Consider the following 22,872-nt stretch of genomic DNA (forward strand, 5'->3'; position numbering starts at 1 on the left):
TTACGCTTTTATAAGATAAAATAAAGCAAAAATTTCAGGAAGATTATGCAAAAATTTATAAATATTTTAAAAGATATTAACGAACTGATCGTCTTTAAGCACTCTATTTTCGCGCTGCCTTTTATATTTACCGCGATGATAACGGCGAGCGCGCAGATAAACGGCACGGCTTGGTTCGGCTGGAAGTTGCTTATTTTGGGCGTTCTTTGCGCGGTTTCGGCGCGGAATTTCGCGATGGCCTTTAACCGCTACAAGGACGAGGACATCGACAAACTAAACCCGCGCACGGCAAATCGCCCTAGCGTGGACGGGCGTATTGGTAGGACGAATTTACAAATTTTTATCGCGGCAAACGCCGTCATCTTCGTGCTCGTCGCATATCTCGTAAACGAGCTTGCGTTTTGGCTGAGCTTTCCGATCCTAGCGGTGCTTGGCGGATATTCGCTTTTTAAGCGTTTTAGCGAGCTAGCGCACCTAGTCCTTGGCCTCTCGCTAGGTCTTGCGCCCATTGCCGGAGCCGTCGCGGTTACGGGCGAGATACCGCTTTTTAGCGTGCTACTCTGCCTTGGCGTGATGTTTTGGGTGGCGGGATTTGACCTGCTTTATTCACTTCAAGACGTCAATTTTGACCGCGAGCACGGGCTTTTTAGCATACCTAGCGTTTACGGCGAAAAGGCTACGATGTTTATCTCGGCGATCTTTCACGCCACGGCCGTGATCTTTTGGCTGCTTTTTGCGTGGACGGGAGGGCTCGGCGCCGCGACATATGCGGGCATTTTGCTCTGCGGGGGTATCCTAGTGGCCGAGCACCGCATCGTTAGGCGAGATTTTAGCAAGATCGACCGCGCATTTTTCACGCTAAACGGCTATCTGGGCATACTTTTTTTCGTTTTCGTTTGGGCTAGCTTATGAGACTGGTTCCGGCAAATTTAGACATAGTTTTTGAGGAAGCGAGCGGGCGCGAGAGCGAGTTTTTGCGCGAATTCGACAAGCTAAGCGGCAACGAGGACGATCCGCTGGGAGCGTGGATAAAGCGCGCCAAAGCAAAAGGCGACACGAAGGAAAGCGATCAGGTGATACTGACGCTGCTTGTCGAGCTTCACCGTAAATTTGACGAGCTAAACGCCTACATAAAAAACGAGAAATTCGTAAAACTCGAGCTTGCGCAATCTAGCGTGCTAGAGGGGATAAATTTTGAAAATTTTAGGATAAAAGAGGCTAAATTTAAAAACGGCGCCGGCTACTACGGACGCATTTTCATGCCCATTTTTCCGAAGCGAGACGTGGCGATATTTTTTGAAGCGCTAGATGAGAAAACCGCCAAAATCACGCGCATAAACGAGAGCGACGAGAGCGACTACAACGGCTACGTGACGGCTAGGGAGCGCGCTATGATAAGAGAACTAAAGGAGATGAACGATGAATAACGACTTGATAATATTTGTCATTTTTGGGCTGATTTTGACGGTGCTTTTCGTGCTGGTTTTTATAAAAGACTTAGAAGCATCGAGAAAATTTTCAAGATACGAAAAAGCGATCGAAAGCCTGATGCAAGAGCTACACGCGGTAAAAAAACAGGTCGCGAGTTTAGACCGAAGCGAGCCGGCCAAATTTGACGTAGTGCAGCTAGAAAGTAACCTCGAACAGCGTCTAAACGAAAAAATAAATCAAAAAATTACCCCGATAATAAACACCCTCCAAGGCATCGAAAGCTCGATAGATAGCTTCCAAAGCCAGCAGCAAGATAGGCTTTTTACGCTTGAGGAGCGCACAAAAAGCATCAGCAAAATCTCCGCTCCAAACGGCGAGGACGACGAAAAGCGCATAGTGCAGATGTATAGCGAAGGCAAAAGCGTCGAAAGCATCGCAAAAGAGCTGTGCGTGGGCGTCGGCAAGGTTGAGCTGACGCTAAAACTGCGAGAGCTGATATAGCGTTATAACCTAGGCGCGAAATATAAAAAAATAACATTATTTTCATACGCGAATTTTAAAAAAATTTAAAGCTTAACTTCCTATAATGCCTTTTAACCAAATCAAAATTAAATGGTTTTGATAAAATTTAAGGGCGGAAAAATGTTAATAGACGGGCACGGACGGACGGTTGATTATCTGCGTATTTCGGTCACGCAAAGATGCAACTTTAGATGCAAATACTGCATGCCTAAAACTCCGTTTAGCTGGGAGCCGAAGGAAAATTTACTAAGCTTTGAGGAGCTGTTTTTATTTGTCAAAGTCTGCCTAGACGAAGGCGTAAAAAAGATCCGTATCACGGGCGGCGAACCGCTACTGCGTAAGGACTTGGACAAATTTATCGCGATGATAAGCGAGCATAGCCCGGACGTCGATCTAGCTATCACGACAAACGGCTTTATGCTCAAACACTACGCAAAAGCCCTCAAAAACGCGGGCTTAAAGCGCATAAATATGTCGCTTGATAGCTTAAAAACCGAAAAGGCTAAATTTCTTGCGCAAAAAAGCGTCCTGCACGAGGTTTTAGCGGGCCTTGACGCTGCGCTTGAAGCCGGACTAAAAGTCAAGCTAAACACCGTCGCGCTAAGAGGCGTAAACGACGACGAGATCGTCTCTTTACTAGAGTTTGCGCGCTCTATGGGTTGTCAGATTCGCTTTATCGAATACATGGAAAATATCCACGCGACGGACGAGCTAAAAGGCATGAAATCGGCTGAAATTTTAGAGGTCATCGCAAAAAAATATCGCTTCGAAGCAGCCGAAAAGATCCCGACGAGCCCGGCCAGCATCTACAGACTAGAGGACGGCTATACCTTCGGCGTCATCGACCCGCACAAACACGACTTTTGCGAGAGCTGTAATCGCATACGCCTCACGGCCGAGGGGCATCTCATCCCGTGCCTATACTTCGAGGATGCGATGAGCATAAAAGACGCCGTAAGAAAGGGCGATATCGCGGGCGCTAGCGAAATTTTACGCCAGGTTTTACAAAATAAACCCAAAGAAAACAAATGGGCGATCGGTTCTCAAAACGAGACCTCAAGCCGCGCCTTTTACCAAACGGGCGGCTGAAATCAGAGCTAAATTTACACCGATTTTAACGTAAATTTAGCCTGCTTTTTATCAAATTTAATTGCGCTTTATTTTTACATTTTTACCCGCTAATTTACCGCCGTTTTTTATCAAAACCCGCTCAAATTTGACGTAAAATCCGCCTAACTCCATAAAACTACCCTTCAAATTTTGCTATAATCGACCAAAATTTAAAAGGCGAAATTTGAGTTTAAACCTAGTCGAGAGTTTTCTAAGCATCCAAGGCGAAGGCGCAAGTAGCGGCCGTTTGGCGATTTTCTTGCGGTTTGCGGGCTGCAACCTAAACTGCGCAGGCTTTGGAGTGCGCGCCGTCTCGCCCAAAACCGGCGAAACGCTAGTTGGCTGCGACACGATACGCGCGGTTTTTACGGGACATTTTTCGTATCAAAAAATCTCGCGCGCGGACGAACTCATAAAAATAACGCAAAATTTAAGCGCAAATTTACGCCAAAAACCTATCATCGTCATCACCGGCGGCGAGCCGCTACTACATCATAAAAACCAAATTTTGTTAGATTTTTTGGATTTTGCGACTAGCGAGGGATACGAGCCGCATTTTGAGACGAACGGCACTATCGAGGTGGATTTTGCCAAATTTGAGATTTATAAAAGATGTCGCTTTGCTGTCAGCGTCAAGCTTGAAAATAGCGGCGAGAGCGAGGCTAGACGTATCAACGATAGCGCTCTAAAAGCGATAAAACAAAACGCCGCTGGCAGTTTTTATAAATTCGTCCTTGACAAAAAAAGCGTAGAGGACGGCTCGGCCATAGCGCAAATTTCGCGCATTTTAGAGATTTGCGACGCCGAAGTCTTTTGTATGCCGCAAGGTTATGATAAAATAAGCCTTGAGCAAAACGCCGTAGCCGTCGCGCAGTTTGCGATCAAGCACGGTTTTAGCTACTCCGATCGCCTGCATATCAGGCTTTGGGGCGCAAAAGAAGGGGTTTAAAGCGTAAATTTAGGCGGCGTTACCCGTATCTTTGCGCCACAAAACGGTAAAATTTAATAAACGGAGCCAAGATGATAATAAGAAAAATGTTTAAATTTGAAAACGCCCATATCGTTAGATTTTGTAGCTCAAAACGCTGCAAAACTAGTATCCACGGGCACTCTTATAGGGCTGAAATTTTACTGGAGTCAAATTTCCTCGATAACGCGGGGATGGTGTATGATTTTGGCCTGATGAAGCGCGAAATCGGCTGCATCATCGATAGCTTTGATCACTGCACGACGATATTTAGCGGCGATGGAGCCGAGTATAAAAACGATCTCAAAAAGCACTCTGCGCGCTGGATCGAGATCCCGCTAAATCCCTCCGCAGAGCAGTTTTGCAGGATATTTTTCGTGATGATCGATAGGCTTTTAAAAACCACGCAGATGCAAAACGGCGAGCGTGAAGTGGAGCTTCACAGCGTCATCGTCCACGAGACCGACACGGGCTATGCGCAGTGCTTCAGAGAGGATGCGTATAACGCCAAAATGGGCGAGGTAAATTTGAACGAGATCGTCTTTTCCGAGGGCGTTAGAGCCGAGTGGGAGGACGAGGAGTTGTTTGAGAAAATCAAGCTAGGCAAAAAAATAGTAAATCCAAAGGAGGTCTAGCGCAAATGAGGAAAATTTTTGCGATTTTGACGCTGGCGGCGCTGTTTTTTGGCGGTTGCGAGGAGAAAAAGGAGCCCGCGTCGCTGGATCTTGGCGGCACGGTGCCTAGCGACGTACCTATCGCGCAAAGCGACGCAAACGTAAGTATCGACGAAAATATGCCGCCAGAGCCGGTGCCTGAAAAATGAAATTTAACGAGCATCTATCAGAACTCTACGAGCTAGCGCGCTCCATCCACATCGGGCTTGCCTTTACGCTTTTGGCCTTAGTCGCGGCGCACTTTTGCCTGATAAATTTCGGTATAAACTCGCCAGCCTACGCTAAACGCATCAGACTGTTTTTGCCTACCTACTACGCGTTTTTAGCTGCGATGATGCTTACGGGGCTACTTTTGATGAGCGTTTTTTACTTTTATCCGAGCCTCAAAGCTCTCGTTATGATCGCGGTTTGGGCGCTACTTATCGGACTTGGGGCGATGGAGTTTAAGCGGCTAAAAACTGCGATGAAAACTAAAAATTTCGCCGCTTTTAGAGCCAAAATGCGCCTAAAAATCGCGGCCGATTTTGTTTTGATACTAGTTGCAAGCGGGGTGAGATGAAATTTTTATATTCAAAAGAGGCCAAAAACGAGCAAATTAGGCTTGAGGGCGAGGCGTTTTTGCACCTAAAGGCACGGCGCGCTAAGGTAGGCGAGCGCATCGACGTGCGAAATTTGACCGACGGACAAAACCACATCTATGAAATCGTAAATTTAGACAAAAGAGGCGCGGAGCTAAATTTGATATTTTCGCACGACGTGGAAGCGCGAAATAGCGATCTAGCGCTAGCTTGGGCCGTCGTCGATCCAAAAACGATCGAAAAAACGCTGCCCGGCCTAAATGAAATGAGTGTAGCTAAAATCGTCTTTTTTTACGGCGAGTTTTCGCAAAAAAACTTTAAGCTCGATTTTTCGCGCCTAGAGCGCATTTTGATAAGCTCGTGCGAGCAGTGCGGACGAAACGATTTGATGAAATTTGAAATTTATAAAAGCCTGGACGAAATGGTTAAATTTTACCCAAACGTCGCTCTTATCGACTTTGAAGGCGAAAATCTAGACGGCTATGCGGGCAAGGAAATTTTAGCGGTCGGGCCCGAGGGTGGATTTAGCGGAAGCGAGCGAGAGGCGGTCGCGAAAAAATACGGACTGAGAGCAAAAAATATTTTGCGCTCGCAAACGGCGATTTTAGGCATAGCGGCTAAAATTTTGATTTAAATTTGATTTTTTACGAAGTTTTTTGTATAATCTCGCCTTACTTTAAATGAAAATTAAAAAATCAGACGATAAAAGGACAAAAAATGAAAAAAGAAATTCATCCGGAATTTGTTGAGTGCAAAGTAACTTGCGCTTGCGGCAACACCTTCACTACGAAGTCAAACAAAAACGAGATCAGAGTGGACATCTGCTCAGAGTGCCATCCGTTTTTCACGGGCAGCGAAAAGATCGTAGATAGCGCAGGCCGCGTCGATAAATTTAAGAAAAAATATAACTTAAAATAATCCTTTGCTATATTTCGTTCCTACGCCGATAGGAAATTTAAGCGATATCTCGCTTCGCGCTTTGAGCGTTTTGCGCGAATGCGAGGTACTCTTTTGCGAAGATACCAGAGTCGCAAAATCCCTCATAAATCTGCTAAATACGCGTTTTGACGCAAATATAAATATCCAAAAATTTATCCCTCTACATACGCATAACGAAGATGAAATTTTATCCAAAATCGAGCTTGAAATTTTTGATAAAAACGTCGCATTTTTAAGCGATGCGGGCATGCCGGGCATCAGCGATCCTGGAGCCGCGCTCGTAAATTTCGCTATAAAAAACGACATCGCATACGAAGTGCTAAGCGGATCAAACGCCGCACTCTTAGCCGTCGTCGCAAGCGGTCTTTGCGAAAAAGAATTTTGTTTTCTAGGATTTTTGCCAAATAACGGCAAAGAGCGAGCCGCAGCTATACAAAATGCGCTAAATTCGCCGTTTCCCGCGGTAATCTACGAAAGCCCCAAACGCATACTTTCGCTTGTTTTAGACTTTGCCAAGCTTGAGCCGGATAGAGAAATTTTTGCCATAAAAGAAGCTACGAAGAAATTTGAAACCAAATTTAGAGCCACGGCAAGCGAGTTGGCAAAAAAACTGCAAAATACGAATTTAAGCGGCGAGTGGTGCGTCGTCGTACAAAAAAATCCAAATTTTACCTCAGAAAAAATCACTCAAAACGATATTTTAGAGCTTGAAATTTCGCCCAAAGCCAAGGCCAAACTCCTAGCCAAAATCACCGGCAGAAACGCCAAAGAAATTTACTCCGAACTCACTCGCTAAAACCCAAATGCGCGCTTAAACAAGCGACGAATTTATCCGAAATTTAGCTAAATTTTACCGATTTTTAGCTATTATCAGACGATGATAATATACGGAAAACAGCTATTTTTGCACATCATAAGAAACTATAAAAAAACCGTCAAAACGGTCTATCTCGCTAAGGAGTGCGACAAGGCGCTATTTTTGCAGATCGTAGGCGTCGGCGCGCCGATAAAACGCGTGGATAATCAAAAAGCTCAAGCTCTCGCGCACGGCGGCAATCACCAAGGTTTTTTAGCCGAGGTCGAAGAGTTTGAGTTTAAGAGTATCGACGAGATAAAAAAACAAAATTTTATAGCGATTTTATACGGACTTAGCGACGTCGGAAACATCGGCGCTATCGTTCGAACGGCGCATGCACTCGGCTGCGGAGGCATCGTAGTCGTTGCTAAAAATTTGGCGATGGAAGGCGTGTTGCGGGCTAGTAGCGGAGCAGCCTATGAGGCAAATATCGCTCTCATAGAGGACGGGCTTGGCTTGCTAAACGAGCTAAAACAAGTCGGATTTAAAATTTACGCCACGGCAAGCGGCGGCAAAAACGCTCACGAGGTCAAATTTAACCAAAAAGTCGCGCTCGTGATGGGCAGCGAAGGCGAAGGTTTGCACAAAAAAGTCCTTGCCAAAAGCGACGAAATAGTAGGAATAAAAATGAAAAACGACTGGGACAGCCTAAACGTCTCGGCTGCGTTTGCCATACTTTGCGATAGGATTATAAATGAATGATATAAGTTTGATAAAAGAGCTGGGACTAAACGAAGTCGCGAGAAGAACTCATATAGAGGCCGAACACCTAGGCTACATCGCTGATAAAAATTTTGAAAAATTGGTACGTTTAAACGTTAAAGGCTTCATTAAAATTTTAGAGCGCGAACTGGATATCGATTTTGCGCAGTGGATGAGCGAATATGAGGCGTTTATGTCCGAGCACAATCAAAACAATGAGCACAAAAGCATAACCGTATCGCCTAAGATCTCCGCATACACCGCGGACGGCGGGCACTCTAATACAGGCGTGAAACTTCTTATATTAGCGCTCATTATAGCCGTTGCCGGCGTAATTTATGTGCTTAACGAAGGTGATTACTTTAGCAATGTTTTAAATATTTTTGAAGACAAGAACAAAAGCGTCACCTATACCGGAGCCGTCGCCGTCCAACAAGCGGCCAAAAGCCTAAACGAAGCAAAACAAGAGAGTAAAAACGCTACAAACGACGAAAATCTATACGCCATAAAAAATCTCGAGCCGATTTTACCAACCGAAGAAAATGCATCCGTAGCCGTTGTCGTGCCTGAAGTAAATTTGAGCGTAAATAGCGATAAAAACGAAACCACGCAAGCAAATAAAGAAGAAAATATCACGCAAAATCAAGAGCAAAATACCTTAAGCGATGCCTCCAAAGAGATAAAGCAAGCAAGCGACGATAAAATTTGGCATCTAACGGCAAGCACCAAAGAGATAAAAATCGTACCGCGCAAAAAAACGTGGCTGGGCGTTATAAATTTGGACGAAAACAAAAAGCGCTCTTTAGATACCGCAAATAGCTTTACGATCGAAATAGGCAAAAAACAGCTCGCTGTAACCGGACACGGCGACATAAACCTCGAAATAGACGGGCAAACGATCAAATTTGGCGACGATAGGCCAAAAAGATTTTTAATAGAAAAAGACAAGGTTTCACTGCTCACATACGACGAATTCGTGGCTCTAAACAAAGGCAAATCGTGGTAAAAAAGCTCGTACTTTTAGCTGTTAGCGCGGCCCTTTGCTTTGCGGGCAGCGTGGTGGATATAGCAGGTGGCTTGCTTGGTCAAAATAGCGCAAAAGCGACTCAGCTCTTTGGCGACGGCTCGGCGTATCTAAACGCAAGCGGCAAGCCCGATATCGCTAAAATTTCAAACGTTTTAAAGTCAAATTTGCTCCTGCGTCTATCCTACAAACAAAACGTCAAAGTAAATATCAAATTTATCTCGCGCCAAAACAACCCGCTACTTATCATGAAGATCGCCAAAGACGCTCTAAACGGACTAGGCTACAACAACATCCTAACGAGCGAATTTTCTAACGCCGGCGGCGCGCTTTGGGGCGTGACGATCGACACTAAATTTATCCCGGATCCAGGCTCGCTCTACGCCGCGCTTAAAGAAAGCGGCACCGAGATAACCGACATCAACAGGCCCGGCGAGCTATCCTACGAGTACGTTATCGACGCGTCAAATTCCTCTATAAACCAAACTCCCGTGCAATTTTCGCAAGAAGTTCAGCTCTCAAAGCCGCTCGAGCCCTATCTCATCGACGCTAGCGGCGCAAAAAGCGCGGTCATAAGCGCTAGCGCAGAGGATCGTTGGTCCGCCGTCGTGAGAATTTTGGATAAAAATTTAAATTTGCTTGACGAAAAGCAAACTAGCAAACCCGTAAATAGCCTAAAAGTCTCGCTTCCTCAAAATGCGAAATACATAATGATCGACGATGCGGTCAGCCTAGAAAATATCAAACGGGGACTCAAAATCTACCTAGAATAAGGAGAAATTCATGTTTGACGAGATTAGATTTAATACGATAGAACGACTTCCAAACTACGTATTTGCCGAGGTGAACGCCATAAAAATGGCCGCACGCCGAGCGGGCGAAGATATCATCGACTTTTCGATGGGAAACCCGGAGGGTCGCACGCCTCAGCACATCGTCGATAAGCTCTGCGAAAGCGCGCAAAAAGACAAAACTCACGGCTACTCGGCGAGCGCAGGCATCTACAAACTACGCCTAGCCATCTGTAACTGGTACAAGCGCAAATACGGCGTAAATTTGGACCCAGACACTGAGGCCGTCGCCGTTATGGGCAGCAAAGAGGGCTTTGTGCACCTAGCTCAAGCCGTGATAAACCCGGGCGACGTCGCCGTAGTGCCCGATCCTGCATATCCGATCCACACGCAGGCGTTTTTGTTCGCGGGCGGTAGCGTAGCAAAGATGCCGCTAAAGTACAACGACAAATTTGAGCTTGACGAAAATAAATTTTTCGAAGACCTACTTCACACTATCCGCTCAAGCTCGCCGAAACCTAAATACGTCGTCGTAAATTTCCCGCACAATCCTACGACCGTAACCGTGCAAAAGAGCTTCTACGAGCGGCTAGTGGCTATGAGTAAACAAGAGCGTTTTTACGTGATCTCCGACATCGCCTACGCAGACCTTACTTTTGACGGCTACAAGACGCCGAGCATCTTTGAAGTAGAAGGCGCAAAAGACGTCGCCGTCGAGTGTTACACCCTATCAAAAAGCTACAATATGGCCGGCTGGCGCGTAGGATTTTTATGCGGAAACAAGCGACTTTGCGCCGCGCTTAAAAAGATAAAATCATGGGTCGACTACGGCATGTTTACCCCGATCCAAGTCTCAGCAACCGTCGCGCTAGACGGCGATCAAAGCTGCGTCGAGGACATCCGTCAAATTTACGAAAAACGTCGCGACGTGATGCTAGAGGCCTTTGCAAGTGCCGGCTGGGAGATGCATAAGCCAAGCTCGAGTATGTTTATCTGGGCAAAAATCCCGCCGCAAGTCGGAAACATCGGCAGCCTCGAGTTTTCTAAACAGCTGCTTACTAAAGCTAGCGTCGCGGTGAGCCCGGGTATCGGCTTTGGCGAGGGCGGCAACGACTACGTGCGCCTTGCTCTCATCGAGAACGAAAATCGTATCCGCCAAGCAGCGCGAAACATCAAAAAATATCTGAAAGAATTTGCATGAATATAGCCATTTTAGGCGTCGGCACGGTCGGAGAAGCCGTAGCTAAAATTTTACTCCAAAATAAAAAACTAATCGCGGCAAGATGCGGCGAGGAGATAGTTCCGGTTATCGGCGTCGTTAGAAATTTAAGCAAAAAAAGAGACGTCGCCATCCCTCTCACGGACGATATAGATAGCGTCCTAGAGCGCGACGATATCGACGTTTTCGTCGAGCTTATGGGCGGCGTCGAGGAGCCTTTTAGGGTCGTTAGCAAAATTTTAGAGCGTAAAAAAGCCGTCGTAACGGCAAACAAAGCGCTACTAGCCTATCACCGCTACGCCCTGCAAAATTTGGCGCAAAACACGCCCTTTGGCTTCGAGGCTAGCGTCGCGGGCGGCATACCTATCATCAGAGCCCTTCGCGAGGGCCTTAGCGCAAACCACATCCTAAGTATCAACGGGATTTTAAACGGCACGAGCAACTACATCTTAACCTCGATGATGAGCAAGGGCTCAAATTTCGCGGACGCGCTAAAAAAAGCCCAGGAGCTAGGCTATGCCGAGGCCGATCCGACCTTTGACGTCGGAGGCTTTGACGCGGCGCATAAGCTACTGATCCTAGCCAGCATCGCATACGGCGTACACGGCAACCCCGAAGACATCCTGATAGAAGGCATCGAAGGCATAACGCCCGAGGACATCTTTTTTGCCAACGATTTCGAGTACGTCATCAAACTGCTCGCCATCGCCAAAAAAACCGGCGACAAGGTTGAGCTGCGCGTGCATCCGGCGCTAGTACCCAAAGATAAAATGATAGCTAAAACAGACGGCGTGACAAATGCCGTGAGCGTAGTGGGCGACGCGGTCGGCGAGACGATGTTTTACGGTCCGGGCGCTGGCGGTCCGGCGACGGCAAGCTCGGTCATCAGCGATCTGATCGACATCGCCAGGGACGGCAAATCTCCGATGCTAGGCTACAAGGCGCCCTTTGAGCTAAACGCGCTTGAGCTTTTAGACCCGAGCGAAATTTGCACGAAGTATTATTTTAGGCTTAGGGTCGAGGACAAGGTCGGCGTACTGGCTAAAATCACGAATTTAATGAGCGAAAACAACCTCTCTATCGATAGCCTGCTACAAAAACCAAAGGACGAGAGTCCGTATGCGACGCTATTTTTCACGACGCATACGAGCGTGGAAAAGGACGTAAGGCGCACTATGGAAATTTTGCAAGAGCAAGAGTTTGTAAAAGAAAAGCCTTTTATGATGAGGATAGAAGAGTAAAATTTGGGGCTTAGGGCGTATCTTTTCGGCAAGAGTTCAGAAGATCTGGCTTGCGAGTTTTTGCTAAAAAACGGCTGCGAGATACTCGCTAGAAATTTTAGCTCCAAATTCGGCGAGATCGATGTCATCGCCAAAAAAGACGGCGTTTTGCGCTTCGTTGAAATCAAAGCTACACAGGGCGACTACGAGGTGGAGTACCGCCTTACGCCCGCTAAATTTAATAAAATTTTAAAAACTATCGACTTTTATCTGCTACAAAACGGCGCAAATGCCGATTTTCAGGTCGATTTGATCGCGATAAAAAAGGACGAGATAAAGTGGATAGAAAATATTAGTTTGTAAAAATTCTTATTTAGCTAAAATTTAAATACTTTCGTGTATAATTACAACTATCTTTAAAAAGGAGAATAAAATGGGAAAATACGTAGAACTAACGACTGCGAATTTCGACGTCGCTAAAGAGGGCGTCGCGCTAGTAGATTTTTGGGCGCCTTGGTGCGGACCTTGCCGTATGCTTGCTCCGGTCATCGACGAGCTAGCCGAGGAGTTTGAGGGCAAAGCTAAAATTTGTAAAGTAAACACCGACGAGGTGCAAGACCTAGCCGTAGAATTCGGCATCCGCTCGATCCCTACGCTTCTATTTTTCAAAAACGGCGAAGTCGTAGAGCAAATGGTCGGCGCACAATCAAAACAAGCCATTGCCGATAAGATAAATTCGCTTCTTTAATGGTTTTTAGACGAGGAGGAAGCCTGCTTCCTCTCACCTCCGTTTTTGCGTCTTTTATCGGTGCAGCGCTGGTAGCAGGCGTATTTGCTTACAACAATTACAGATTTTCGCAGTATAAATTCGTAAATTTTAACGAGCTGGTTTTTTACGAGCAGGCTCAAATTTTCGCACCGCAAGACGATAAATTTTTACTTGTGGTTTTTAGCTCCAACCAATCAAACTGGAGAGAAATTTTAAAAACTTCGACTAAGGATTTAAAAATCGTCGCCGTGGACTTGCTCCAAAAACGCGCGCCAAGCGAGGGAAATATAAATTTCGTCGCTTCGGATATAAATACGATTTTAAAGCTGATGCACGTCCTAAATATCACGGCTTTGCCCGCTAGCGTGGAGCTAAAGGCGCAAAAGGGCGGCGTTTATAAACAAGATTCAAAAATAAATAAAATTTAAAAGGAAGAAATATGTTAGATTTAGCAATCATCGGAGGCGGTCCTGCCGGACTTAGCGCGGGACTTTACGCCACTCGCGGCGGACTAAAAAACGTCGTAATGTTTGAAAAAGGAATGCCGGGCGGCCAAATCACGGGCAGCTCAGAGATAGAAAACTATCCAGGTCAAAAAGCGCCCGGCGAGAGCGGCATAGACTTTATGAGCACGTGGGTCGCGCAGTGCACGCATTTTGGCCTAAAGCACGAGTTGGCGGGCGTCGAGCGTGTGGTAAAAAACTCTGACGGCAGCTTCACGGTCAAGCTTGAAGGCGGCAAAGAAGAGCTCGCCAAAGCAGTCATCGTGGCTACCGGCTCCACTCCGCGCCGCGCGGGCTTTGCGGGCGAGGACGAGTTTTTCGGCAGAGGCGTGAGCACCTGCGCGACTTGCGACGGATTTTTCTATAAAAACAAAGAGGTTGCGGTTCTAGGCGGCGGCGACACGGCGATCGAGGAGGCTCTATATCTAGCCAACATCTGCTCGCGCGTCTACATCATCCACCGCAGAGACGAGTTTCGCGCAGCGCCCGTCACGCTAGAAAAGGCTCGCGCTAACGCCAAAATCGAGTTCATCACAAGCGCCACGATCAAGCAAGCTTACGGCGACAAAGCAGGCCTAGCAGGCCTAATCATAAATACGAAAGAGGGCGAGCGCGATCTAAAAGTGCCGGGCGTTTTCGTATTCGTCGGACTTAACGTAAACAACGACGTCCTTCGCCAAGAAAACGGCGAATTCGTATGCAAAACCGAGGACGGCGGCCAAGTTAGCGTCGATCTGAAGATGCAAACTAGCGTACCTGGACTATTTGCCGCGGGCGACATCAGAAAAGACGCGCCAAAACAAGTTATCGTAGCCGCAGGAGACGGCGCCGTAGCGGCCCTTAGCGCGCTTAGCTACATCGAGAGCCTGCACTAAGATTTATCAAATTTAGCCGAGCTTTTCGGCTAAATTTCTCTTTTTACTTCAAATTTTCTCAAATTTACCGAGTTTTGCTTTGTCCTTTCAAATTTAGTCAAATTTGTCTTGATTTAAATTTCACCGCATTTTCCAAATTCCCATCCAAATTTCACTCAAATTTAACCGCCTTTTGGCTAAGATTTCGCAAATTTGACTTAAGGGATAAATTTGAACAAACTCGCACTTAGCCTCGCCGCTCTTTGCCTTATCGTTTTCGTAAATTTTATTTACGAAAAGCTATCCGGCCCCACTCGTTTCGTAGTTACCGCCGATACTAAGATAATCCCGGGTTCGGAGCTAAGCAAATACGTAACGCAAGAGGAGATAGACGACTTTGCTTTTAGATACTGGGATATAGATAAGCAGATAAAAGACGACGCATTTGCCGAAAATTTCCGCAAGCTTTTAAAATCAAAGCAAACGGATCAAATTTTAAAATTTATGCAAGATAATAACATTAGCGTAGACTCTCCCGTCATAGACGGCGTTACTCCTTTGATGTACGCTAGCTTTTACGACGACGAAGTCACAGCAAAAAGACTCATGGATATGGGCGCAAACGCTCGAGCGCAAGATAACTACAAACTCTCGCCCCTGGCCTACGCCATAGAAAACAACTCTACAAAGACTGCCAAGCTACTACTTGATAGCGGGGTTAAATTTGATGAAGTAAAGGCGGTACAGTACTACATAGATCCTCCGTTTTATAACAACATAGAAAAGCTTATCATAGACGGAGACGATGTAAAGATAGTATTTCGAGATAATTATCAAGTCAATAAAGAATCCAAAGACGCAAATAACCCCATGAGGTATATAGTATGGCATAACTATGTCGAAATGGCCGATATAATCCTTGCTAGCGGGTATAGACCGAAACTAGACGATCATCCAAATACGTTTTTTCACGGACTAAGGGACGATTCTGATTTTATGCGCTCTTTATATATCTCGCTAGATAGTCACCCAAACTACGAACCTATGCTAGAGCTTCTTTTAAAATACGATGTCGTAGGGCAACCTACGAAAGAAGAGCTAAAGAAGGCGTATGAGGAGTGCTACGATAACGTAAAATACTATACGAAAGAAAAAGAAAACTATATCTATAAGATGAATCAAGGCAGAGACGAAGAGGCCGAGGAAAAGATACAAAGAACCAATAATAAATACAAATATGCTCCTTACTGGCACATATATCAAGACGGTCTTTTACAATACAAACCAAAGCCGATAGACCCGAAACGAATAAAAAGATTTGACAATCAAATAAATTTTCATTCACAGTTTTGCCCCGACGAAAATGCTACGTTTAAAGACATTAGGGCTTTTATCAAATGGGCAAACGAAATAGAAAAACGAGACGGGATAAATAGCGCCATAGGTAGAGCCAAAAAGGGCATGGCTCAGGTGATTTACATAGATAGCAACCTAAGTAAATCAGACTCAAACTCAAATTTACAAAGCAAATAGATAAAAGGAGATAAAATGTCAGCGAAAATTTGAGTTAAATTTGAGCGAGTTTAACTCAAATTTCGTTTGACGAGGGAAAAATTTAGCTTCAAATTTAACAGCTCCCAGCCGAGTCTAAAGCCAAATTTCGCTCGTCGCCCAAGCGGCAAATCAAATTTACCGCCGAGGCTTAAATTTACTTCGCCAAGGCTGGATTATTTACGCTTATCACGACGTTTTTCTCGTCCAGATAGAGCTTCGCCGCATCTTTCACGTCCTGCTCGGTGAGCGCATTTACCGCGTTTTCGTACTCATCAAGGCTTAAAATCTCATCGCCGAAAACCAGCTCGCGCATGAGCGCGCGCGTCCAAAAATCGCCCTGAACGTAGGATTGGCGCATTTTTACGAGTGCCGATTTTTTGAAATTTTGCAGATAGCGCTTAACGTCCGCGCCGCCTTTTAGCTCGGCGACGTTTGATTTTATCTCGCCCAGCACGGCGTTTACGTTATCAGGCGCAGCCGTAAAACCAAAATGCGCGGTGAAGCTTTCGTACGGATATTTTGCGAGATTCATATGCACGCCCAGGCCGTAGACCTGCCCGCGGTCCTCGCGCACGTCCTCGCGTAACATCATCGAAAGCATCGCAGATAGGGCGTTTACGCGCAGTAACTCCGAGTGCGAATACTTCACGTTTTCGCTTTTCATTATCATCGCGGCGTCGCTTCGCTGCGTGGTTTGGTAGCTTCGCTTAAACTCCCGCTCGCCAGAAATCGTCCTTACGCCGTCATCTACGAAGTTTTCACGCTGTGCGCGTGCGGGTAAATTTGCTAGATATTTTTGCAAAAGCGGCTCGACCGCGGTCAAATTTAGATCGCCGACCACGATAAAATCATACGAAGCCGCGTTGGTAAATTTCTCTTTCACTATCTTTTTTACGTCGTTCATCTGCAGCTCGTTTATATCCGCGGCCTCGAGCGGGTTTGTTCGCGGGTTGTTTTCGTAGAAAAATCTCGCAAATTCGTCGCGAAATTTGCGCTCGGGCAGATTTTTGGTTTTTTCCAGCTTTTCAAGCTCGTTTATTTTTGTCTTTTTTAGCGCATTTTCGTCAAATCTAGGCTCGCTAAACTCCAAAAACAGCGCGCGCAAAAGCCACTCGAAGTCCGCGCTAGCCGAGCTTGCGCTGTATCCTTGCGAAAGCTGATCGATAAATTTGCTATAGCTTAGCTGCTTGCCGCTTAGGATTTTGGCCAGATCGTAGTTGCTAAACTCCCCCGCCCCGCTCTCGTTTGAGACCTCTACGGCTAGCGCGCCCTGCTTTGGTTTTGGCAAATTCGACGTGCCGCCGCGACTAACCGCGCTTAGCCAGACGACGTCTTTTTTGGTTTTTACCTCCTTAAATGCCACGCGCGCGCCGTTTGGTAGCTCGTAAATATAAAAATCAAGCTTCTCGTTGTGCTTTTTTGATACGAAATTTTTAGGCTTTAGCGCGCCGTAGTCGAAAAGCTCGCTCTTTGATTGATTTGCGGCTAGCGTGTCGTATGGCTTTGCCTCCGCCCAAATTTGATCAAATTTAGCCTCGTTTAGCTTCGCTCCTTTGGCGCTAATTACGTTTAAATTTTTTACGTCGATGCCTAGTATCCGCCTAAATTCGGCGTTTACCTCCTCAAGGCTAATATCCTCAAGCAGCGCCAAAGTAACGTCGCGCAAGTCCTTGTCGCCTAGCAGCACGCCGCCGATCCTAGTCGTCTCCTCGATATTTGCCGCGACCGCGCTTGAGCGCTTGTTGCCCGCTTGCAGATAGGCGTTTTTGGCCGAGTTTATAAAATCTTTTTTCGCGCTTTCAAAGTCCGCCCGGCTAAAGCCAAATTTCTGCACGCCCTTTAAAACGCCCGCCAGATCGCTAAGCGCGCCGCTAAAATCATCCTCGACGGCATTTATCTCAAAAGCGTAAAGCACGTTTTGGTCTTCGATTATCGGCGAGTAAAATCGCCCGCGAAGGGCTAAATTTCGCTGCTCGTATATCATCGCGACGAGGTCTGAGATGTAGTTGGCGAGCAAATTTTGCCTGAGCCTTTGGATCTCGCCGTCAAATTTATACTTTTGCGCGAAGATCAAATTTATAGAGTTTAGCCCGATCTCTGCCGAGTCGTAGTTGTTTACGCTAAAGCCGCTTTTTATAGGGATAGTTTTATCGGGGCTTGCGTAGTCGTTCGTGTTTTTAGCGGAGCTAAAGCTTTGCTTTATCATCTCCTCGATGCGCTTTTTATCAAAGTCGCCGACTGCGATAAATTTCATAAATCTAGGCTGATACGTCCGCTCGTAAAAGCCCTTTATGGTCGCTACGTCGACGTTTTTTACGATATTCATATCGCCGATGGGCGACCTTTTGGCGTAGATGCTATCGCCGTAGAGCTCTGGCACGCGGTTTTTGATGTAAAATCTATACGCAGGCGTGTTTCTAGCGCGCTCCTCCTCTATGATGATGCCCCGCTCTTTATCCAGCTCGGCCGCGTCAAAGCTCACACCGTCGATCCAATCACGAAAGACACGAAAAACGTCCTTTAAATTTTGCTCGTTTACGTGGATTTCTAGCAGATAGCCCGTCTGATCGTAGCTAGTCTGCGCGTTTAGATCCGCGCCAAATGCCACTCCGAGACTCTCTAGTTTTTTAACTAGCTCATTTTTGCTAAACTCGCGGCTGCCGTTAAAAGCCATGTGCTCGGTAAAGTGCGCCAGTCCCAGCTCGTTTTCGCGCTCGTCGGTCGAACCGATGTTTACGACTAGATAAAAATAGGCCGAATTTGCAGGCTGCTTGTTTTCCTTGACGTAGTATTTTAGCCCGTTTGCTAGCTCGCCGCTCGATATAGCGGGATCTTGGGTCAAATTTAGCTTTTGCGCGGTTTTATCTTTTGCCGTCAAATTTGACGAGCTCAAATTTGCGTCCGTCTGCTGCGTTTTAGCGGTCTGCGCGACCGGCGCTTGTTTAGCTAAAACGCTCGCCGCAAAAACAGCTAGAAATAAAAATAAAATTTTTCTCATCGTCGTCCTTTAAATTTAAAAAGCCGATTATATAGCGCGATTTTTAATATTTTTGCCCGCACGTAGCCAATACGGCGGCCGTGCTAAATTTATTTTTTATAAAATTTATGCTAAATTTAGCCCAAATTTTAAAGGATAAATTTTGGTAAAAATAGGAATCCACGGCGCAAGCGGCAAAATGGGACGCATGATCATAGAGTGCCTAAAAAACGAGCCTGGCGCAAAGCTTAGCGCAGCTTATACGATAGAGCCGCTTGACTTTGCATTGCCCCAGGGCGCCATCCTCACGGACAAATTTGACGAGCTTTTCGCAAACTGCGACGTCGTTATCGACTTTACGATCAAAGAGGGCGCGATAAATCTGCTAAACTACGCTCGCACCGACCCAAAACCGCTAGTCATCGGCACGACGGGTCTTGGCGAGGACGGCGCGAACCTGCTAAAGCTAGCAAGCGCGGCGATGCCGATACTTTACGCCACCAATATGAGCCTTGGCGTCGCAGTTTTAAACCGATTGGCGGCGCTTGCTTCAAAGGCTTTACGCGAATTTGACGCCGAGATCGTCGAGCAGCACCACAGACACAAAAAAGACGCTCCAAGCGGCACTGCTCTAACTTTAGGCGAGCGCGTAGCGGAGGCTAGAGGGCTAAATCTAAAAGACGTTTTGGTGACCGGTAGAGACGGGCTAGTCGGAGCTCGCAGCAAGGACGAGATCGCGATCCTAGCGGTGCGAGGCGGCGACGTCGTGGGCAGGCATACGGTCGGATTTTACAACGACGGCGAGTTTATCGAGCTAAATCACACCGCAACTAGCCGCGCGACCTTTGCCAAAGGCGCGATAAAGGCGGCTATCTGGGTTGCCGGGCAGCAAAGCGGGTTGTACGGGATAGATGATTGCCTTGGGCTGTGATAATAAGCGGCTTGGCTTTTTCTACTTACTTTGCGTTGAAATTTAATTTTCAAGCTCGGCAACCCGCGCGGTTAGCCTACGCTTAAAAATTAAATTTTGCCTTAATTAAGCGAAAAATCCTTCGCCTTATCGTTTTACGTTCAAATTTTGATAATTAAATTTTAGCATGAGAGGCAAAGTGTCGCGAGATGATTTTTGAGGTTGCGTAGAAATTTTCGTCCAAGACTAGACATGTAGTCTGTCGCAGGGCGAAAATTTCAAGCTCCGCAAAAAGCGCTCGCGAGACGCCCCTAAAAAAGGAAAAAAATGTGTGCGATAGTTGGAGTAATAAATTCTAAAGACGCTGCGCGAACGGCATACTACGCGCTATTTGCGATGCAACACCGAGGCCAGGAAGCAAGCGGTATCAGCGCATGCGACGAGGGACACATCGAGACCGTCAAGGGTCGCGGGCTCGTGACGGAGGTCTTTAATAAAAAGAGCTTTGAAGCGCTAAAAGGCGACATGGCGATCGGCCACAACCGCTACGCCACCGCAGGCAAAAGCTCCGCCGCCGACGCCCAACCAATCGCGGCAAACTACGCGCTGGGCTCGATCTCGGTCGTACACAACGGCAACCTCGTAAACAAAGACGAAGTCCGCAACGCGCTGATCGCCGAGGGCGCGATATTTCAGACCAACATGGACACCGAAAACATCGTCCATCTCATCGCTAGAAGTCACAGCGAACACCTACAAGACCGCATCGTCGCAGCGCTAAAACAGATCAAGGGCGCCTACTGCCTACTCATCCAGTCGCGCCATAAAATTTTCGCCATCCGCGACCGATGGGGCGTGAGGCCGCTCTCGCTAGGGCGCCTAAAAGACGGCGGCTACATAGTGGCTAGCGAGACGTGCGCGTTTGATTTGGTGGGCGCGACCTTTATCCGCGACGTGGAGCCCGGCGAGATGCTGGTTTTTGAGCAAGGCAAAAGCGAGTTTGAGAGCGTGCGCCTTTTTGAAGCGGAGCCTAGAGTTTGCGCGTTTGAGTATATTTATTTCGCGCGCCCCGATAGCGTCATCGAGGGCAAAAGCGTCTACGAAGTGCGCAAGAAAATGGGCGAAACGCTAGCTAAAAAAAGCAAGATCGACGCGGACTTCGTCGTGCCGGTACCAGATAGTGGCACGCCGGCGGCGCTAGGCTACGCAAACGCTAGCGGGATACCGTTTGAGCTAGCTATCGTGCGTAATCACTACGTCGGTCGCACATTTATCGAACCGACGCAAGAGATGCGCAACCTCAAGGTCAAACTCAAACTAAACCCGATGGGGAGCTTACTCAAGGGCAAAAGCGTGGTCGTCGTGGATGACAGCATCGTGCGCGGCACGACCTCCAAAAAGATCGTCGAGCTACTTCGTCACGCGGGCGCGAGAGAAATACACTTTAAGGTCGCTTGCCCCGAGCTAAAATACCCTGAACGCTACGGCATCGATACCCCGAGCTTCGAGGAGCTAATCAGTGCAAACAAAACGCCCGAAGAGGTGTGCGAATATATCGGCGCGGACAGCCTCGAGTTTTTGGGCGTGGACGAGCTGGTTAGCAGCATCGGTAGCGAGCGCAAGTACTCGCTGGTTAGCTTTGACGGGGATTATTTTATCAAGTAAATTTGGCCTTTGCTGCTTCAAATTTGACCTATTTGGACAAATTTGAACTCGTCAAATTTGAGTGGCAAAACCCGCATCTTGAAAACACGAATTTTTGTTTTTGACGTTTTTGCTTCAAATTTGGATTTTTATAGATTTAAATTTGATGAAATTTATGCCCGAAATTCGGCGAATCAAATTTTAAAATTTGATTTCGAGCGCCATACTGCGTAAAAATGAAAATATTTTATCAATATATAAGCAAACGTTGAATATAATTGCGAACTTTAACGTCACGGTAGCTCAGCTGGTTAGAGCGCTGGTCTCATAAGCCGGAGGTCGGGAGTTCAAGTCTCCCCCGTGACACCAAAACGTCGTATTTTAGGCATCGGAAAAGTTTCTTCCGATCTTTCCCTTTCTTTAATATTTCCTTTAAGAGTGGAACACTTGTATAAAAAAGTGGAACACTATCTCAAAAAAGTTCAAAATTATATCTCACTCTTGCTTCACAAACAATGAAAAACGTCAAAAAATAAAAATATTTTGCCACAGCCAAGCAATCTAATAGTTTTATTTGGTACCGACAAATTATGTGGCTATTTTTAAATATAATGATACTTTTACGATGGATGCAAGGGCTTGCAGTTTATATTTTGTAGGTTTAGATTAACTTTTTTTAGAAGTCTGCAGGATAAAAGCTTTAGGGTAGTTTTAGCCTGAACTATCGTCAGAACCCCCTAAGCTACTGCGGATTATAATACAATCAATATAAAAAAGCACTTAGGAAGCAGATGTTTGACATAGTCCAAAGCCAGTATGAAAAAATATACGATATATTTAAACAAGGCTACGATGACTTTATGGATCACGAATTTGAGGCCAGAATAAAAAGAGCGATATCGGTATTGCATTTTAAATATTTACTTGGAGCCTGCAAAGAAGCTAACGCCGTATTGCCAAAAACAGACCTAAACAACCTTAATCTATTTGATTTAATAATTTCAATCTACAATAAAAGACGTAGAACCCATCAGGCCAAGTTTTTCTTACTGCACTGTTTTGAGAGCGGACTTCGTAGCACTCTAGCCGTCAATTTTTCAAATTTATACAACCAAGACGCCGATGATTGGTTCTTTAAAGCAGATGAGCCAGAGCTTGAAAGGATATTAAATATAGTAAAAAGGCGTTGCAAAAATGAAGATCTACAAAATCTAGGGACATTTGGCATATTCGATAAATTTTATATGATAGACCTAGAAGAGCTAAGCGATGAATATTGGCATACGATAGAGCACATCTTTGCAAGCACGAAAGAATACAAGTCCCAAATACTTTCAGCCTACGGACGCCAACACCTAATAACCAAAATAGGGCAAATAAGAAAAGCTAGAAATGAAATATACCACAATAATCCTACAAAGATAAAATTCGCAAAAGATTTGGAAATATTGCTTTTACGAATGGGCTACAATTTACAAGATGCTATCGGCGGCTGCGATTTTAGAGGCGATATCAAGTTACAATACAAATACGATTAGAATTATACAGCCCATAAAGACCATAATAATCATGCAAGCCTACAAAAAGCTAAATTTGCCATTTTTGCAGATCCGCAAAATCCAATACCA

Annotated in this window: 25 protein-coding genes and 1 tRNA gene; 25 read left to right on the forward strand and 1 reads right to left on the reverse strand. The window is 46.1% G+C overall.

Features of this window, described 5'->3' with window-relative positions; genetic code table 11:
* Positions 1–45: 45 nt before the first annotated feature.
* From mqnP to E4V70_RS04900, 21 genes are all read left to right on the forward strand, one after another.
* Positions 46–912, forward strand: a complete 867-nt coding sequence (gene mqnP / locus E4V70_RS04800; protein WP_122863232.1) for a menaquinone biosynthesis prenyltransferase MqnP — start codon at positions 46–48, stop codon at positions 910–912.
* Positions 909–1,427 carry a hypothetical protein gene (locus E4V70_RS04805; RefSeq protein WP_122863233.1) on the forward strand — a complete coding sequence of 173 codons (519 nt, stop codon included), beginning with the start codon at positions 909–911 and terminating at the stop codon, positions 1,425–1,427. Before mqnP ends, E4V70_RS04805 begins: the two co-directional genes overlap by 4 nt.
* Positions 1,420–1,932 carry a DUF6115 domain-containing protein gene (locus tag E4V70_RS04810; RefSeq protein ID WP_122863234.1) on the forward strand — a complete coding sequence of 171 codons (513 nt, stop codon included), beginning with the start codon at positions 1,420–1,422 and terminating at the stop codon, positions 1,930–1,932. The genes E4V70_RS04805 and E4V70_RS04810 overlap by 8 nt, the downstream gene beginning before the upstream one ends.
* Positions 1,933–2,073: 141 nt before the next feature.
* Positions 2,074–3,042 (forward strand): GTP 3',8-cyclase MoaA, encoded by a 969-nt coding sequence (gene moaA, locus E4V70_RS04815; protein WP_122863460.1) that lies wholly within the window; start codon positions 2,074–2,076, stop codon positions 3,040–3,042.
* Between the two features lie 205 nt (positions 3,043–3,247).
* A complete protein-coding gene (locus E4V70_RS04820; RefSeq protein WP_122863235.1) occupies positions 3,248–4,012 on the forward strand; it encodes a 7-carboxy-7-deazaguanine synthase QueE in 765 nt (254 codons plus the stop codon).
* A gap of 71 nt (positions 4,013–4,083) precedes the next feature.
* Positions 4,084–4,665, forward strand: a complete 582-nt coding sequence (locus E4V70_RS04825; protein WP_122863236.1) for a 6-pyruvoyl trahydropterin synthase family protein — start codon at positions 4,084–4,086, stop codon at positions 4,663–4,665.
* 5 nt (positions 4,666–4,670) lie between these two features.
* A complete protein-coding gene (locus tag E4V70_RS04830) occupies positions 4,671–4,853 on the forward strand; it encodes a hypothetical protein (RefSeq protein ID WP_002947188.1) in 183 nt (60 codons plus the stop codon).
* Entirely contained in the window at positions 4,850–5,263 is a 414-nt protein-coding gene (locus E4V70_RS04835; RefSeq protein WP_122863237.1) for a hypothetical protein, read from the forward strand. The genes E4V70_RS04830 and E4V70_RS04835 overlap by 4 nt, the downstream gene beginning before the upstream one ends.
* Positions 5,260–5,916, forward strand: coding sequence for a 16S rRNA (uracil(1498)-N(3))-methyltransferase (locus E4V70_RS04840; RefSeq protein ID WP_122863238.1), 657 nt, complete (start codon positions 5,260–5,262; stop codon positions 5,914–5,916). Before E4V70_RS04835 ends, E4V70_RS04840 begins: the two co-directional genes overlap by 4 nt.
* Before the next feature lie 83 nt (positions 5,917–5,999).
* Complete coding sequence (gene rpmE / locus E4V70_RS04845) at positions 6,000–6,200, forward strand: 50S ribosomal protein L31 (protein WP_002947184.1); 201 nt, start codon at positions 6,000–6,002, stop codon at positions 6,198–6,200.
* A 4-nt stretch (positions 6,201–6,204) separates the two neighbouring features.
* Positions 6,205–7,017, forward strand: coding sequence for a 16S rRNA (cytidine(1402)-2'-O)-methyltransferase (gene rsmI, locus E4V70_RS04850; RefSeq protein ID WP_122863239.1), 813 nt, complete (start codon positions 6,205–6,207; stop codon positions 7,015–7,017).
* 81 nt (positions 7,018–7,098) lie between these two features.
* On the forward strand, positions 7,099–7,779 hold the full coding sequence (rlmB, locus tag E4V70_RS04855; RefSeq protein WP_122863240.1) for a 23S rRNA (guanosine(2251)-2'-O)-methyltransferase RlmB: 681 nt from the start codon (positions 7,099–7,101) through the stop codon (positions 7,777–7,779).
* On the forward strand, positions 7,772–8,785 hold the full coding sequence (locus E4V70_RS04860) for a RodZ family helix-turn-helix domain-containing protein (protein ID WP_122863241.1): 1,014 nt from the start codon (positions 7,772–7,774) through the stop codon (positions 8,783–8,785). Before rlmB ends, E4V70_RS04860 begins: the two co-directional genes overlap by 8 nt.
* The gene (locus E4V70_RS04865; RefSeq protein ID WP_122863242.1) at positions 8,779–9,576 is read left to right on the forward strand and encodes a hypothetical protein; all 798 of its coding nucleotides are present in this window, start codon (positions 8,779–8,781) and stop codon (positions 9,574–9,576) included. Before E4V70_RS04860 ends, E4V70_RS04865 begins: the two co-directional genes overlap by 7 nt.
* Before the next feature lie 10 nt (positions 9,577–9,586).
* The gene (locus E4V70_RS04870) at positions 9,587–10,795 is read left to right on the forward strand and encodes an LL-diaminopimelate aminotransferase (protein ID WP_122863243.1); all 1,209 of its coding nucleotides are present in this window, start codon (positions 9,587–9,589) and stop codon (positions 10,793–10,795) included.
* Entirely contained in the window at positions 10,792–12,054 is a 1,263-nt protein-coding gene (locus E4V70_RS04875) for a homoserine dehydrogenase (RefSeq protein WP_122863244.1), read from the forward strand. The genes E4V70_RS04870 and E4V70_RS04875 overlap by 4 nt, the downstream gene beginning before the upstream one ends.
* A gap of 3 nt (positions 12,055–12,057) precedes the next feature.
* Positions 12,058–12,396: a YraN family protein gene (locus E4V70_RS04880; RefSeq protein ID WP_122863245.1), complete on the forward strand. Its 339-nt coding sequence runs from the start codon at positions 12,058–12,060 to the stop codon at positions 12,394–12,396.
* Between the two features lie 70 nt (positions 12,397–12,466).
* Positions 12,467–12,781 (forward strand): thioredoxin, encoded by a 315-nt coding sequence (trxA, locus tag E4V70_RS04885; RefSeq protein ID WP_009495082.1) that lies wholly within the window; start codon positions 12,467–12,469, stop codon positions 12,779–12,781.
* Positions 12,781–13,230 carry a hypothetical protein gene (locus E4V70_RS04890; protein WP_122863246.1) on the forward strand — a complete coding sequence of 150 codons (450 nt, stop codon included), beginning with the start codon at positions 12,781–12,783 and terminating at the stop codon, positions 13,228–13,230. The genes trxA and E4V70_RS04890 overlap by 1 nt, the downstream gene beginning before the upstream one ends.
* 11 nt (positions 13,231–13,241) lie before the next feature.
* The gene (locus E4V70_RS04895; protein WP_122863247.1) at positions 13,242–14,180 is read left to right on the forward strand and encodes an NAD(P)/FAD-dependent oxidoreductase; all 939 of its coding nucleotides are present in this window, start codon (positions 13,242–13,244) and stop codon (positions 14,178–14,180) included.
* 210 nt (positions 14,181–14,390) lie between these two features.
* Complete coding sequence (locus E4V70_RS04900; protein WP_122863248.1) at positions 14,391–15,692, forward strand: ankyrin repeat domain-containing protein; 1,302 nt, start codon at positions 14,391–14,393, stop codon at positions 15,690–15,692.
* Between the two features lie 175 nt (positions 15,693–15,867).
* On the opposite strand, the gene E4V70_RS04905 is transcribed toward E4V70_RS04900, so the two are convergent.
* Positions 15,868–18,711, reverse strand: coding sequence for a M16 family metallopeptidase (locus tag E4V70_RS04905; protein ID WP_122863249.1), 2,844 nt, complete (start codon positions 18,709–18,711; stop codon positions 15,868–15,870).
* A gap of 142 nt (positions 18,712–18,853) precedes the next feature.
* Between E4V70_RS04905 and dapB the strand changes: the two genes are divergently transcribed.
* From dapB to E4V70_RS04925, 4 genes are all read left to right on the forward strand, one after another.
* A complete protein-coding gene (dapB, locus tag E4V70_RS04910) occupies positions 18,854–19,621 on the forward strand; it encodes a 4-hydroxy-tetrahydrodipicolinate reductase (protein ID WP_122863250.1) in 768 nt (255 codons plus the stop codon).
* 306 nt (positions 19,622–19,927) lie between these two features.
* Positions 19,928–21,265 (forward strand): amidophosphoribosyltransferase, encoded by a 1,338-nt coding sequence (gene purF / locus E4V70_RS04915; RefSeq protein WP_122863251.1) that lies wholly within the window; start codon positions 19,928–19,930, stop codon positions 21,263–21,265.
* A gap of 271 nt (positions 21,266–21,536) precedes the next feature.
* Positions 21,537–21,613 (forward strand) — tRNA-Met (locus E4V70_RS04920).
* 422 nt (positions 21,614–22,035) lie between these two features.
* A complete protein-coding gene (locus E4V70_RS04925) occupies positions 22,036–22,782 on the forward strand; it encodes a CAAX protease (protein ID WP_122863252.1) in 747 nt (248 codons plus the stop codon).
* Positions 22,783–22,872 lie beyond the last annotated feature (90 nt).

This window comes from Campylobacter showae, assembly GCF_900699785.1.
Classification (GTDB): Bacteria; Campylobacterota; Campylobacteria; order Campylobacterales; family Campylobacteraceae; genus Campylobacter_A; species Campylobacter_A showae_D.